General features: G+C 71.5%; 8 protein-coding genes and 1 pseudogene. 8 read left to right on the forward strand and 1 reads right to left on the reverse strand.

The features are described 5' to 3' along the window. The first annotated feature begins 92 nt into the window (after positions 1-92). From QF035_RS52800 to QF035_RS52835, 8 genes and pseudogenes are all read left to right on the forward strand, one after another. On the forward strand, positions 93-941 hold the full coding sequence (locus QF035_RS52800; RefSeq protein ID WP_307530129.1) for a helix-turn-helix transcriptional regulator: 849 nt from the start codon (positions 93-95) through the stop codon (positions 939-941). A 110-nt stretch (positions 942-1,051) separates the two neighbouring features. Beyond that, positions 1,052-2,017, forward strand: a pseudogene (locus QF035_RS52805) (IS5 family transposase). A gap of 61 nt (positions 2,018-2,078) precedes the next feature. Further along, positions 2,079-3,509, forward strand: coding sequence for a DUF1996 domain-containing protein (locus QF035_RS52810; RefSeq protein WP_373466894.1), 1,431 nt, complete (start codon positions 2,079-2,081; stop codon positions 3,507-3,509). Between the two features lie 1,015 nt (positions 3,510-4,524). After that, a complete protein-coding gene (locus tag QF035_RS52815) occupies positions 4,525-6,063 on the forward strand; it encodes a TIGR02677 family protein (RefSeq protein ID WP_307530132.1) in 1,539 nt (512 codons plus the stop codon). A gap of 22 nt (positions 6,064-6,085) precedes the next feature. Continuing rightward, positions 6,086-7,513, forward strand: coding sequence for a TIGR02678 family protein (locus QF035_RS52820; protein WP_307530134.1), 1,428 nt, complete (start codon positions 6,086-6,088; stop codon positions 7,511-7,513). Further along, positions 7,510-11,616, forward strand: a complete 4,107-nt coding sequence (locus QF035_RS52825) for a TIGR02680 family protein (RefSeq protein WP_307530136.1) — start codon at positions 7,510-7,512, stop codon at positions 11,614-11,616. The genes QF035_RS52820 and QF035_RS52825 overlap by 4 nt, the downstream gene beginning before the upstream one ends. Further along, positions 11,606-12,979, forward strand: coding sequence for a DUF2399 domain-containing protein (locus tag QF035_RS52830; protein WP_307530138.1), 1,374 nt, complete (start codon positions 11,606-11,608; stop codon positions 12,977-12,979). The genes QF035_RS52825 and QF035_RS52830 overlap by 11 nt, the downstream gene beginning before the upstream one ends. Positions 12,980-13,576: 597 nt before the next feature. Further along, positions 13,577-14,548 carry a pentapeptide repeat-containing protein gene (locus tag QF035_RS52835; RefSeq protein WP_307530140.1) on the forward strand — a complete coding sequence of 324 codons (972 nt, stop codon included), beginning with the start codon at positions 13,577-13,579 and terminating at the stop codon, positions 14,546-14,548. Between the two features lie 64 nt (positions 14,549-14,612). Here the strand turns inward: QF035_RS52835 and QF035_RS52840 are convergent, their stop codons facing one another. Beyond that, on the reverse strand, positions 14,613-14,819 hold the full coding sequence (locus tag QF035_RS52840) for a helicase associated domain-containing protein (RefSeq protein WP_307530142.1): 207 nt from the start codon (positions 14,817-14,819) through the stop codon (positions 14,613-14,615). Positions 14,820-14,958: the final 139 nt, after the last annotated feature.

The following is a 14,958-nucleotide window of genomic DNA, read 5'->3' on the forward strand; positions in this document are numbered from 1 at the left end:
CCGGCGTTCAGGGGCTCCTCTTCCGTCGGACGGGACTTCCTGGTATCGGCAGGACCACCTTCACGGGCACCACCGAGGCCATACTGAGGGGCATGGACGACCTTGCGGGCTTCCTGCGGACCCGGCGTTCCCGGGTCGACCCGGCGGCCGTCGGCATCCCCACCGACAGCCGCCGCCGGGTCGAAGGGCTGCGCCGCGAAGAGGTCGCGCACCTGTCCGGAGTCAGCGTCGACTACTACGTACGATTGGAGCAGGGCCGCGCGACCCAGCCCTCCGAACAGGTCCTCGACGCGCTCGCCCGCGTCCTCGGCCTCGACGAGACCGAACGCGGGCACCTCGACCGGCTCGCCCGGCAGCGCCGCCGCCGTGCGAAGGCGCCGGGCGGGCGGGTCCGGCCGGAGCTGCTACGCGTTATCGATCTGGTCGCCGACGCACCCGCGCTGATCATGGACCACCGCCTGGACGTGCTCGCCGGGAACCACCTCGCCGGGCTCCTCTACGGCCGGCCGATGCCGGGCCTGAACACCGCCCGGCACATCTTCCTTGAGGAGGCCGAGCGCGGCCTTTACGCGGACTGGGAAAACTGCACCCTCGACGTGGTCGGGCACCTGCGCCTGGCCGCCGGCAAATACCCCGAGGACCCCCGCCTGGCCTCGCTCATCGGCGAACTGGCGATGGGCAGCGAGCGCTTCCGCCGCCTCTGGGCCCGCGCAGACGTGCGCGCCCGCACACATGGACGCAAGGCGTACCGGCACCCGCTGATCGGACTGCTGGAACTGCACCAGGAGAACTTCGCACTACCAGATGAATCGGGCATGGAGCTGCTGGTGCTGTCCGCGGCCCCCGGCAGCCCCGCCGAGGACGCGCTGCGCCTGCTCGCGGGCCTAGACGCGGACAGCGATGACGCGCATCCCACAGTGAACGCTCAGATCCGCCGCTAGGGCGTGTGTGACGTCGTGATCAATCTCGGGTTCTGGTCCCGTGCAGGGGCGGTACCTGGTAGGACGCTGGGTGTGACACGTAGCAACTCACCGACGGGCAATGGGAGTTCATCGAGCCGTACCTGCCGATAGGCGAGTACGGTCCGTACCCCGGGCGGTTGCGGGAGCAGTTTCGAGGGGGTGATCTGGCGGTTCCGGTCCAGCGCCCAGTGGCGCGAGATGCCCTCCGAGTTCGGACCGTGGCCGACGGTCTACGGGCGCTTTCGCGTCTGGCGGGACGCCGGGGTCTTCTCCGCTTTTCTGGAAGGCATGATCGTGGAGGCCGCCCGCCGGGGACAGACGGACTTGTCCCTGGTCAGCGTGGACTCCACCACTGCCCGCGCCCAGCACGACGCCGCCGGGATGTGCATCGGCAAGGAGGTCCTGGACGCCCTGGAGGAAGCCGCCGCCGACCAGGAACGGGCCCGGCAAAAGGGGGCGGCCCGCCAGAACAGAACGGACAGGAGGGAAGCGACGCCCCCGACCGGGAAAAACGGCGGCACCTCAGACGACGGCACAAGCTCCGTCTGAAGGAAGCCCTGCTCGGGAGATCCCGTGGTGGGCTGACGCGCAAGGTTCATCTCGCCGCGGACCGCAAGTGCCGCCCGTTGTCGTTCGTCCTGACCGCGGGACTGGCAGCCGACAGCCCGCAGTTCGTCCCCGTGCTGCAGAAGGTGCGGGTCCGTCTGCCTGTCGGCCGTCCCCGGACCCGGCCTGGGGCTGTCGCCGCCGACAAGGCCTACTCATCCCGCGCCAACCGCTCTTACCTGCGCAAACGCAACATCAAGGCCGTCATCCCGGAGAAGAAGGACCAGGCCGCCAACCGGAAGAGGAAAGGCAGCCGGGGCGGCCGACCCACAGGTCACGACGCCGGTCTCTACAAGGAGCGGAACACCGTCGAGCGTCTCATCAACAAGCTGAAAGCCTGGCGGGGCATCGCGACTCGATACGACAAGACGCCCCAGAGCTACCTCGCCGGCCTCTACCTCCGCGCCTCCATGATCTGGATCAGCGACCTGCTGAAGGCAACTGATTGATCACGACGTCACACAGGCCCTAGCCGCCGCTGCGGCTCTCATGCTCGGAGCAGGCGGGCTGGTGGCCGTGAACGTGTACGCCTCTGCCCACGAGACATCGGGCGGCAACACCGTCAAACAGTCGCCTCAAGGTGGGACCGGCCAAGCTGCGGCCTCGGAGGCCTCGACCATCGACTGCCCCGACGTCGGTAGCCGACTGCAGCAGGTGCCGGACCAGGCCCGGGCCGAGGTCGACAGGGAACTTGCCGCACTGGACAGCCAGGTTTCGGAGGCTTACCAGAGGCTGCAGAGTTCAACCCGGGCCATACAGCAGGACTACAGCTTCGCAAAAAACGTGATCATTGTCCCCCTCAAGGACAAGCGGGCTGCGACGATCGACCGGATCTCCATTGCCATCGGCAGGGTGGGGAACAAGCCGCAGGGACTCAAGGCACTGGCCGCCTGTACGCTGCGCGCTTCCGGCAACCAGAGGGACACCGGCGGCAACCAGAACGGCCGGGAGCAGGGCCAGGAGAACGGCCAGGGACAAGAGCAGGGCAACGGGCAAGGCCAGCCCGTCAATGGCGGACAGGCAGGCAACGGGCCTGTCGCCGCCGACTTCGTCGACATCACCTCGGTGAAGCCCAACGTGACACCACCCCGAGGGTCGCAGCAGGCCTCCCGGGGTTCCTTCGCCACCCAGTGCGGTGTGAACGAGAACAAGCTGTACAACAGCGACAACGTCATCGTGGCGCCCGGTGTGGACAACGGTGCTCATCACACGCATGACTACGTCGGCAACCAGGCGAACGACGCGTTCGCCGACAACGACGACTTCGCGGGCGGAGACACGACCTGCCAGAACCAGGGGGACAAGTCGTCCTACTACTGGCCGGTCCTCCGGTTGCAGGACGGCACCGAGGAATTCGACGCCGAGCAGCAGGGCGGCGGCGCCGAGGGCAACGCCGGCAAGATCCTCACCGCATCGCAGGTGACCCTGGACTACGTGGGCAACGCGAGCAGCAAGGTCGTGGCCATGCCCAAGTTCCTGCGGATCATCACCGGTGACGCCAAGGCATTCACCAACGGCACGACGAACGCCAACGCGGCGTGGAGCTGCACCGGCTTCGAGAACCGCCAGCTGACGGACAAGTACCCGATCTGTCCCGAGGGCAGCAGCCTGGTGAGGACGTCGAAGTTCCAGAGCTGCTGGGACGGCCAGAACGTCGACAGCGCCAACCACCGCGACCACGTCGCGTTCGCCGATCCGAAGACAGGCGCCTGCCCGAGTGGCTTCAAGGCCGTTCCCCAGCTTGTACAGCGGCTGGTCTACGACGTGGACGCACCCAGCCTCAACGACAGCGGCCAGTTCAGCCCGTTTTACGCGGTGGACGGCTTCCCGGAGCAGATGCACAAACCGATCACCGACCACGGTGACTTCGTCAACGTCTTCGACGAGCAGCTGATGAGCAAGATGGTCCAGTGCATCAACACCGGCCGCCAGTGCCAGTGATGTCACTGCGCTGAGCCGCTGTCCGCACCCTCGACGACCGCCGGCAACGCCAGCGGCTGAAACGAGACGCGTCGACATCGGGAGCACGAAATCCGTCGCCCGCCGGCCCGGCCATGCCGACGTGCCACGCCGACAGGCTGGCCCGCTGGCACCGGCCGGTGACGGATTTCGCATGTCGCGAGTCGTGCGCGGGGACCTGGCCATCCTCAAGGCGTTGGTTACCCCATGCGGGCTCGGGCCGTGCCGCGTCCGTCGCCGACCTGTCCGGCGTGGACCCGCGCAAGCTGCCGGAGGCGGGGGCCGCGCTGACCGACCGTATGCGCGAGTACGTGTCCCGATGGGGCGCGGTCGCCCCCACTCCGACACCCCTCTTTCCAGTGGTCGACGGCGACGTCCTGCCCGCCACGCCCTGGGAGGCCCTGGCCGGCGGCGCGGCACGGGACATGGAGCTGATCGCCGGTCACAACCGGGACGAGTTCCGTCTGTTCCTGATGATCGAGGGCCCGCTCGGCCAGGTGGATGAGAACCATGGCGGCCATGGCCCTGGGCCTGTTCGGGCCCACACCGGACGCCTAGCAGTCCTACCGCGCCGCGTTCCCGGATGCCTCCCCGGAGTACCTCTTCGAACTCGTGCAGTCGGGCTGGCTGTTCCGCATGCCTTCGCTGCACCTCGCGCGGGCGCAAGTGGCCGGCGGCGGCCGGGCGCACATGTACGAACGCGTTCCACGTACGCGGGGGTACATGAGTCCGCGCTCTTCGGCCAGCGTGCGAAGGCGATCTCCTGTACCTTCGTCGATCTTTATCGTGGTGTCGGCCGTAGCGGGAGAACGCCGGTGAATACCCCGCCCGATTGGTGCGCCCCGCTCGGCGCGCGAAGCGCGCAAAGTAGCACAGTGGCGCGGGCCGGGGAGCGGGTTACCCGCACCGACGTGAGTGCGGCAGACTGGTGCGGAGCCCCGGCTGTCCGGCCGGGGTGAGGGCCTGTTCTGTCGCAGCAAGGAAAGCCGCTAGATCCGTGAGTGACGAGTCCGACGCCCTGGACCCCGATGTTCCGGAGTCCGTAGACGAGGGCGCGTTCGGCATCGACGCGTTCTCCCTCGACGACCGGCTGCGGCTGTTCCACTTCGCCGCCGCCGAGAAGCGCCACGAATATCTTTGGCTGTTGCGTGCCTTCGATCGCGGGCGCGCCAACTACCAGGTGCTGCTGCACGCTTCGGACGCGGTGGGACTGCTGGAGCGGCTCACCGCCGAGCATCCCGTCGCGGGCACTGTCGGTGAGGTCCAGCCGCTGCTCGACGCGCTCGCGGAGTGGCAGGTCCTGGACCGGTCGTACGACGGGACGCGCGCCGCGAACCTCGCCGAGTACCGCAACCGGCATTACGTGTACCAGTTCACCCAGGCCGGATACCGGGCCTACCGGGCGGTGGAGGACGTACTCGGCGCGAGCCTGGAGGACGCCCAGCTCTCCCGCCTCGTCTTCCCAGACATCCTCGGCGACCTGCACGCGCTGGCCGAGGCCAACGCCGCAGGCGACGGCGAGGAGGTCTACCGCAAGCTCGGCCGGCTCGATTCCGTGCTGAACGAGATGGCACAGCGCGCTGCCCGCTTCTACCTCATGCTGGGCGACCTGGCGCGCACCAACGACACCCGGCCCGAGGTGTTCCTCGCCCACAAGGACACGCTCCTCGCCCACATGCGGGAGTTCACCGCCGAGCTCGGCCGCTACGCCCCGCTGCTCGCCGAGGCCGTCGAGAAGGCCGCGGCCACCGGTGTGGACCGCATGATCGAGTACGCGGCCGAGGCCGACGAGCGGCTCTTTCGCAGCCCCGCCGAGCGCCTGGCGGACTGGCGGCACCGGTGGGACGGCATCGTCCACTGGTTCGCGGAACGCGAGCACAGCGAGACCGAGCGGCTGCAGGACGCCACCGTCACAGCGATTCGCTCCGTCCTCGCCCTGCTGCGCCGCGTCACGGAGGCGCGCCGTGGCGGGGTGAGCCGGGAGAGCCAACTGCGCCACCTCGCCCAGTGGTTCACCTCCTGCGAGAGCGACGAGGACGCGCACGCCCTGTTCCAGGCCGTCTTCGGGCTCGGCGCACCCCGTCACATCGCCGTCCCGTACGCCGATCCCGAGCAGATCCCGGGGCGTACGTCCTGGTGGGAGGCCGAGCCGGTCGAGCTGGCCCGCACCCTGGTCCAGTCCGGCCGCACCCCCGCCCTGCACGGGCCCGGCCGCATCGAGCGCAACGACGACCGGCGGGCACTGCTCCGCGCCGAGCAGCTGAAGGAGCAGGCCGAGCGCCGCGGTGCCGCGAACGCCCTCGCGTCGGACGGCGTCTATGGCCGGACGCTCGACGAGCCCGAGACGCGGGCCCTGCTCGCCCTGCTGGACGTGGCGCTCGCCGCCCGTGTCCCCGCCAGCCGCCTGGTCACCGCCGCCTCCGGATCCGCCCACGGGGTACGGCTCACCCTCACCCCCGCCGAGGGCCCCACCACCGTCGACACGGTGCGCGGGCGTCTCCATCTCGACGGGCTGCGCCTGGAGGTCACCGCATGAACCGTCACCGAGGCAGGACCGCATGAGCCGTGTCGCCGAGGGCGTCTCCCCGCTCGAACTCGCCGACTACCAGAAGGCGGTACGGCTCGTCCTGCGGCATCCGCTGGTCACGCCCGGGTATCCGGACAAGGCGGCGCTGGCGACCGTGCGCCGCTGGGCCGGGCAGCTGCGCACCGATCTGATGGAGGTGCTCGGCCACCGGCTCGTCACCACCGCCGACACCGCCCGGCTCCAGCGCGCCCAGGACGGCCTGGACGCCACCCGCCCGGCCCTCACCCGTGCGGGCCGCCCCTTCGACCGCCGCCGCTACGCCTACCTCGTCCTCACCCTCGCGGCCTTGGGCCGCCACGGCGCGCAGGTGGCGCTGGGTGAACTGGCCGACGCGGTCGCCGCCGACGCGGTACGCATCGACGGACTCGGGCTCGACACCGCGCGCAAGCCCGACCGGGACGCCTTCGTCGACGCCGTCACCTGGCTGACCGAACGCGGCGCGCTCACCCTCGCCGACGGCTCCGCCACGGCCTGGGCCGGCGACCCCGAGCGCGCCGAGGCCCTGTACGACATCGACCGCGAGATCCTCCTCGCCGTTCACCACCCGACCCGCGTCCTGCAGCACCTGACCTCCGTCACCGCGCTCCTCGACTCCGGCAGCGCGCTCGGCATGTCCGCCGGCCGCGCCGGCCGCCGCCGCGACCAGGCCCGCCGCGCCCGCCGCCTGGTGCTGGAGAACCCAGTCGCGTACTACGCCGACGCCGACAGCGAACTCCTGGGCCAGCTGCGGGCCCCCGCCCTCGCCGAGGACCTGGAGCGGCTGACCGGGCTGACCGTGGAGCGGCGGGCCGAGGGTGTGGCGCTCATCGACACCTCCGGCAGGCTCTCCGACATCCGCTTCCCCGGCGGCGGCACTGTCGCGCAGGCCGCGCTGCTCCTCGCCGCCCGGATCAGCGCCGCCGTGCAGCGTTCCGGACGGCACGCCCTCGAGCTGCTGCCCGCGCCCACCGCCGCCGAACGCCTCGCGGCCCGCGCCCGGCGTATCGACGGCGCGCTGCCGTCGAGAGGGCTGGTCGCCGAACTGGTCGAAGAAGACGATGGGTCGGTTTACGAGGGGTCCGGCGACGCGGGTCAGGAGCCGGGGGAGACCCGGTATCCCTTCGTCACCGACTCCTGGCTGCGCGGCAGGCTCAAGGAGATCACCGGGGAGTATGGTGCGGGCTTCGCCGCCGATCTGCGCGGCGACCCGGACCGGCTGCTTGACCAGGCCCTCAGCCTGCTGGCCGCCATGTCGTTGATCGCCCGGGTCGACGGCGGAGCCCTCGCCCTTCCCCTGATCGCCCGCTACCGCGGGGTCACCGCCCGGGTGAAGACCCGACCCGCCTCCCAGCCGTCGGCCCAACTGCCCTCCCAGACCGCCCTGTTCGCCGCCGAGACCGCCAAGGACCCGACCCCGTGAGCGCCCCCGCCCCCACCCCGGCCCCCCGCTATGTCCCCACCCGCGCCGGGATCATCAACCTGTGGGACTACCGGGACGAGGAGTTCTCCTTCGCCGGCGGCTGGCTGGTGCTGCGCGGTCCCAACGGATCGGGCAAGACCAAGGCTCTGGAAGTCCTCTTCCCGTTCGTCCTCGACGGCCGTATCGACCCCAAGCGGCTCAACCCGTTCGCCGCCGAGGACCGCACGATGAAGTCCAACCTGCTCTTCCGCGGGCAGGACAGCGCCCTCGGCTACGTCTGGATCGAGTTCACCCACCGGGAGACGGGCGAGGCCGTCACCTGCGGCATCGGGCTGCACGCCCAGCGGCACCGCGACACGCCGGCCCGGTGGCACTTCGTCGCCGAAGGCCGTGTCGGCGAGGACTTCTCGCTGCTGACCGATGACGACCGGCCGATGACGAGGAAGCAGCTCGCCGCCGAACTCGGACGCGAGCTGATCGCCTCCACGGCCGACTACCGCGCCGCCGTGGACCAGCGCCTGTTCGGTCTCGGCCGGGAGCGGTACGAGCAACTGCTCACGCTGATCCTCACGTTGCGCCGCCCGCAGCTCGCCAAGAACCTCGACCCGGCCAAGCTCTCCGACACCCTCACTGCGGGCCTGCGCCCCCTCGACGACGACCTGATCGCCGAGGCGGCCCGCTCCTTCGACGACATGGAGTCCGTGCAGCGCACCCTGGAAGGGCTGGCCGCCGCCGACGACGCCACCCGCGCCTTCCTCGCGAGCTACTCCACCTATCTGCGGGTCCACGCCCGCACCGCCGCGGACCGGCTCACCGCCCGCCGCGCCGAAACAGCTGAGCGCGCCGCCGCCCTGCGTACCGCCACCGCGGACCTGGCGGCGGCCCGCGAACAGCAGACAGCCGCCGAAACGCGCGCCGAGTCGGCCGACGCCTCGCTCGCCGCCCAGCGCGCCCGTCTCGACCAGCTGCGCTCCTCCGCCGCCTACCAGGCCATCGAGCAACTCGCCGACCTGGAACGCCTGGTGCGCACCTGCGAGCACACCGCCCGGCAGGCGAGCGCCGAACGCGAACGCCGCACGGCCGCCACCGGCCGCGCCCGCGCCGAGGCCGAACACGCCGCCCAGCTGGCCGCAGAACTCGACGCCGCCGTCTCCCGGGACGCCGCCACCGTCGCCGACCACGCCCACACCGCCGGCCTCCCCTGGACACCGGCCGACGCCGAACCCGCCCGCCTCGCCGAGCGCTCCGCCGCGCTCGCCGCTGCCCGCCACGAGGGCGTCCGGGCCGTACGTGGCGCCCAGCAGGCGGCACGTGGTGCCGAGCAGACCCGTGACCTCGCCCGGGCCTCGCTCGACCGCGCGCAGGAAGCCGTCGCCACGGCCGAAACCGCCGAAACGGGCGCCGAGTCGGCCCTCGAAGCCGCCCGTGAACAGGCCCGTACGGCGCTCGGTCAGTGGACGGAGGCTCACGGCACGCTCCTGGACGAGGCCGGTGCCGAGCGACTGGCCGAAGCCCTCGAACTCACCGGCGAGGCTGAGGCGTTCACGCTCGCCGACGCCTTCACAGAGGCCACCGCCCCAGCCGTGCAGGAACTGCGCGACACCCTCGCCTCCCTGCGCGCACAGCGCACCGACGTCGAGCGCCGCCGCGCCGAGACGGAAGCCGAACGCGACCGGATCGCCGCCGAACACGACGACGCCCCGCCCCCGGCCCGGGGTCGGACCATGCAGGGGGCGCCCGGTGACGGCGTTCCGCTGTGGCGGCTCGTCGACTTCGACGGTGAATTGACGGACCGCCAGTGCGCCCACCTGGAAGCGGCCTTGGAAGCCTCGGGCCTCCTCGACGCCCTCGTCACCGCCGAGGACACCCCTATGCCGGCCGGTCACAGCGAGGGCTACCTCCGTGCCGGAGCCCCGGTGAACGGTCCGAGCCTTTCCGATCTCCTGAGGCCCGACACCCCCGAGAACCTGGAGGGCGCCTCCGCGGTCTCGGCCGCGCGGATCACCGCCGTACTGCGCTCCGTCGCGGTCACCGGCGACCTCGACACCGGGACCCCACAGATCAGTCCGGACGGCCGGTACGCGGCCGGTGTCCTGGTCGGTGCCCACACCAAGGAGCACGCCGAGTACGTCGGCGTCACGGCCCGCGCGCGCCGACGCGCGGCCCGGATCGCCGCCTGCGAGATGCTGCTTGCCGAACTGGTCGCTCAGCTCGATGAGTTGGCGCGCACACAGGCTCGTACGGTAGCCGCCCTGGAGGCATACGCAGCCGCCCGCGCCGCCCTGCCCCGCACCACCGGCATCACGCAGGCCCTGCGCGAACTCGACAAGGCCACGGCGAGGCTGCGCGCCACCCGTGACGCCGCCGACGCCTCCCAGGCCTCGTACGACGAGTCGGTGGCCGCCTGCTCGGTCGCCGAGCGCGCCCTGCGCCGCACCGCCGCCGAGCACGCCATCGAGATCGAACGCGTCGACGCCGTCGAGAGGGCCACCCGCGCCTTCGAGACGGCGGTACGCGAACTCACCGCACGCCGCCGCGAACACGCACGCCAGACCGAGCTCGCCCAGGCGGGCGCCGACCGGCTCACCGCCGCCGCCGAGGACGAGGAGACCGCGCTTGACACCGAGCGGGCGACGCGTCGCCGGCACACCGAGGAGGCCGCGGGACTCAAGGCCCTCCAGGACGCCGTCGGGGCCGAGGCGCAGGAGGTGATGCGCCAGGTGCAGGAGGCCGAGGACGGGATCGACGCCCTGGTGCGGGAGGCCGAGGCGGTTCGCACGGCCCAGCACACCGCGATCGCGGGGACCGCCGCCGCCGACGCCCGCCGTACGGCCGCCGCCGATGCCCGGTCGGTCGCCGCGGCGGAGGAGAAGGACACCGCCCGCGGCCTGCGCCCGTACGCCGCCCGCGAACTCCTCGACATCCTGCGCTGTCCGCCCTCTCTCGCCTGGCCCGCCCAGGAGGCCGACTGGACCGGCGAAGCACTCCCGCCGGCCGTGATCGCCGTACACGAGGCGATTCTCTCCGCGACCCGCGATCTCACCCCCACCGAGACCAGCCTCAAACAGTCCGTCACCCGTCTCACCAAGGCTCTGGACGACCTGCAGGCGCAGCTCGCCGCCGCCGGGCAGGACTACCGGCCCGAATGGGACGGCTCGGACGGGGTCATCGTCGTACGCGTGGCCGACGAGGAGGGCCCGCTGCCCGTCGCCGCCTTCGCCCAGAAGATCTCCTCCCACCGCCGTGACCAGGCTGAACTGCTCTCCGCCTCCGAGCAGCGCATCCTGGAGGACGCCCTGCTCACCCGGCTCGCCCAGCAGATCCACGACCGCACCGTCGACGCCCGCGACCTGATCCGGCGGATGAACACCGACATGCGGGCACGCACGATGTCCTCGGGGACGACGGTCGGCGTGAACTGGCTGCTCGCCGACCATCTCGACGACGAACAGCGCGGTGTCTGCGGCCTCCTCGACGCCGACGCCGCCCGCCTCGGCCCGGGCGGTCTCGCCCGGGTGCGCACCCACTTCGCCGCGCAGATCAAGACCGCCCGCGCCCGCCACCGCGACCAGCCCTACCGGGAGTTGCTCGCCGAGGTCCTCGACTACCGGCACTGGCGGCAGTTCGCGTTCCAACTGGTCCGTCCCGGCGAGTCCGGCAGGACGGAGGAGCGGCTCACCCGCGCCCGGCACAGCCGCCTGTCGGGCGGCGAGCAGTCCGTGTCGCTCCACCTGCCGCTGTTCGCCGCCGCGCACGCCATGCTCAACTCCGCCGACCCGCACGCCCCGCGCCTGCTCGCCCTCGACGAGGCCTTCGCGGGCGTGGACGACACCGGGCGCGGTGAACTCATGTCGCTGGCCGCCCAGTTCGACCTCGACCTGTTCATGACCGGCTACGACCTGTGGGCCGCCCACGCCTCCGTGTCCGCCGCCGCTCACTACGACCTCGCCCACACCGCAGTCGACCACACCGTCTCCGCGCTGCTGCTCGTCTGGGACGGCGACCGGCTCCTCGCCGACGACACCGGCGATCTCACCACCGCCCTCGGCTCGCCCGGCACCCGGCGCGTCCCTACGCCCGAGGAGGCCCCGGTTGCCGGTTGAGCCGCCTGAGCACGGTGAGCGCCGCGCTTACGACGAGTTGTGGGACGAGTACAACGAGTTGCGGGGCGAGGGATGGGCCCGGCTGCTCGCCGCCGCCCGCCGCAGGCTGGAGCGCACCGGCGGCACGCTCGACGGAGACATCGGACTCGCTCGGCCCGGCGAGGCCGAACGCCGTACCGTCATCGGCATCACCGGCCGCTACCGGCCCGAGACCGCCCAGCGCCTCGCCGTCCCCCTGCGCGACCTGGACGCGTATCTGCACGACCGCTACGGCACCGGCCTCCTGACGACCCTCGGCCGGCTGAACGGCCCGCTGCGCGACCGGCCAGCCGAACGGGCCGACGAGGACGCGCGCCGCGAACAAGCCCTGACATCCGCCCGCTCCAGCCTGCTCGCCGGGCAGGCGTGGTTCGCCGCCTGGCTGGAGCGGATCGCCGCCGACGGCACCCTCACCCGTCTCGTCCGCCGCGGGGACGCACCCCTCCTCGACGCGGCGGTACGCGTCCTGGAAAGGCTCCCCGGCATTCTGGACCGGCTTCCCGGCGACCTGGACCGCCGGAACCCGGCCAGGGGGCCCGGTGATCAGGGCCGGGCACCTGGGCCCGCGGCCGGTGTCCTGCCGCTTCCGGTCCTCGCGGAGTGGGCCACCGGCGACACCAAGGCCCTCGTTCCCGGCGCCCCGCTCGAACAACTCGTCCTGCGCGCCCTCGCCCAGCGCGGCGGCAGCAGTTCGGTCGTTTCGGTCGTACCGCGCGATCGGGCCGGGCGGCGCGCCCTGTGGGAGAGCGCCGGAGCCATCGCCGACGACCTTGCCAGCCAGGTGCTGGTCCTCAACATCGGAGCCCAGGGCAGCTCCGTGGTCTGCGACTGGTTGCGGGATGCCGCCGACTTCGGCATCCCCTTCCGGCTCACCCTCCACCAGCTCGCCACCGCCCCTGTCGTCCCCGCCGCCCGTACCATCTTCGTCTGCGAGAATCCGGCCGTGCTGCGTGCCGCGGCCGGCGAATTTGAGGACACCGGTGCCGCCCTCGTCTGTACCGAGGGCGTTCCGTCCGCCGCCTGCCACAAACTGCTCGGCGACGCTGTACGCGCGGGAGCCCGGCTGCACTGGCGCGCCGACTTCGACTGGGCGGGCCTGCGTATCACTGCGGGCGCCGTGGCCCGCCACGGCGCCCGCCCCTGGCGGATGACCGCCGCCGACTACACGGCGGCCCTCAGCGAGGGCGAGTCCACACCGCTCGCGGGATCGCCCGCCGCCAGCCCCTGGGACCCCGAACTGGCCTGTGCCATGGCGGAGTCGGGCAGCACGGTCATGGAAGAGCGCCTTCTGCCCGCGCTTCTGTCCGACCTCACCCGCACCTGACCCGCGAGTCCGGTGGCCGACTTGATCCGTCCGCCGGGAGCGGGTCGCCCTCCCAGCCAAGAAGGACGTACGTACAACGCCTACGCGGCACACTCCGCCGACGTCACGACGCACTCCGCCGGACCGGAGATCGACCACGCGGCCCGGTGCTCCGTACACCGTGGCACCCCTTCCGGTGCCACGCGTACGAGTCAGGGCAGCAGCCGCCCCCGACCAGACCACCGACCACCAAGGCCCGACCACGGACACGATCCGATAACCCCGCCCCCGACCAGGCCCACAACCGACCTGGTGACCGGGCCGACAACTGTCCCCACCCACCCCCGGCCGGAAACGGCAAACCAGCAGGTCACCATGCCCGCCCGGGCGTGGTCGGGAGGCCGACATCCCCTCTACGCCCCCGAGCCCCGCCCCACAGCAGGAAGAAGGAGAAGTGGGTGGGTGGGTGGGACAGGCCCCGGGCAGCGGGCGAGAGGGTCGGGCGCCGCCGGTGCTGCTCGCGCGACGGCGGGGCCGCGCGCGACGCCGGGCAGAGCAAGCCGCCCGGCCCGCGGGCCGGCTGCAACCGGACGTGCACCTGGGCCAGTTCTGTCGGTCATGAGCTCACGTCTGTCCCTGCGCCAGGCTGAACGGCGCGGTCTGCGCCTGTGGCCCGTCGGTATCGTCCTCGCCCTGGCCTTCCTCATTGCCGTCATGGTGGCGGCCTTGGTGTTCTATGCAGGCTGGGACCTGCTCGGCGCACGCGAGTTGAAGCCCGAGCGACGCATCGACTCCACGACACTGTTCGACCTGGTCAAACTCGCCTTCGGTGTCGTGGCCGGTGCGGGCGCCCTGGTCGCCCTGGTGGTGGCCTACCGCCGTCAGCGTGTCGACGAGGACGGCGCTTTGCGTGACGCCACCCGCTTGCGCACCGAACGCTTCACCACCGCCGTGTCCCAACCTGGTGAAGAATCCGCAGCCGTCCGCCTCGGTGGCGTGCACGCCCTAGCCGGGCTCGCCGACGACGCTCCCACTCGCGAGCTACGCCAGACCTGCATAGACGTCCTGTGCGCCTACCTCCGACTGCCTTACACCGCCGAACCCGAACCTCACCGCCGCCGAGGCCGCCATCCGCTACCGACGGACAATTCGGAAGCCCGCCACAGCTACCTGGCCCTGCGAGAGGTCCGGCACACCATTATCCGGCTCATCCGCGACCACCTTCGCCTGCCCCTTCAGCATCACCACTCCTGGCAAGGCCACGACTTCGACTTCACAGGCGTCACGTTCGACGGAGGAGACCTCAGCGGGGCGGTGTTCTCCGGCGGCAGCGTCATCTTGTTCGAGGCGGTGTTCGCCGGTAGCACGGTCAGCTTCAGCGAGGCAGCATTCTCTGGCGGCACGGTCAACTTCACCGGGGCGACGTTCTCCGGTGGCGTGGTCGACTTCAATCGGGCGGTGTCCTCCGGCGGCACGGTCGACTTCAGCGGGGAGAACGGGGCCGCTCCGCTTGGCTTGACTCCGACAGCAGGCTCTCCTCTCCCAGACGGGTTCATCCTGGCGGCGTCCTGGGAACCGACAGATCCCTAACGTCGCATGCGCTTCCGGTGTGTCTGGCGTTCGCGCGTACACGCGAAGACTTCAACCAGGCGGGCTACCAGCGCATGCCGAGAGCGTCGAGGTCTGCGCGGCGCTGGTCGCCCAACTGCGAGGCGCGGCGACGGGTGTTGTCCACCCAGGCTCCGAGCTTCACGACTTTTTCCCGGCCCCCATCACCGCCCACGATGATCATCTCGATGTGCTTGCGGGGGACCAGAAGCCCCCAGAGCCTCCTGACGCCTCTCAGACAGCTCTGCGACATGCGGCCGTCTGCTGGTCACACGAGGTGATCAGCCGCCGATGGAGCCGTCAGCGTGATGTACGGCCGCAGCCGCAACCGGAGCGGCCCTCCCGGAGGTCTGGACCGGTAGTCCGCAAAACACCCGGTTGGGAGACAAAAG

The organism is Streptomyces umbrinus (genome assembly GCF_030817415.1).
Taxonomy (GTDB): Bacteria; Actinomycetota; Actinomycetes; order Streptomycetales; family Streptomycetaceae; genus Streptomyces; species Streptomyces umbrinus_A.

What these genes read in the sequence shown, in the direction of transcription:
- QF035_RS52835 (WP_307530140.1), top strand. Translation starts at nt 13,577, where the DNA reads ATGAGCTCACGTCTGTCCCTGCGCCAGGCTGAACGGCGCGGTCTGCGC.
- QF035_RS52840 (WP_307530142.1), bottom strand. Translation starts at nt 14,819, where the DNA reads ATGTCGCAGAGCTGTCTGAGAGGCGTCAGGAGGCTCTGGGGGCTTCTG.
- QF035_RS52820 (WP_307530134.1), top strand. Translation starts at nt 6,086, where the DNA reads ATGAGCCGTGTCGCCGAGGGCGTCTCCCCGCTCGAACTCGCCGACTAC.
- QF035_RS52800 (WP_307530129.1), top strand. Translation starts at nt 93, where the DNA reads ATGGACGACCTTGCGGGCTTCCTGCGGACCCGGCGTTCCCGGGTCGAC.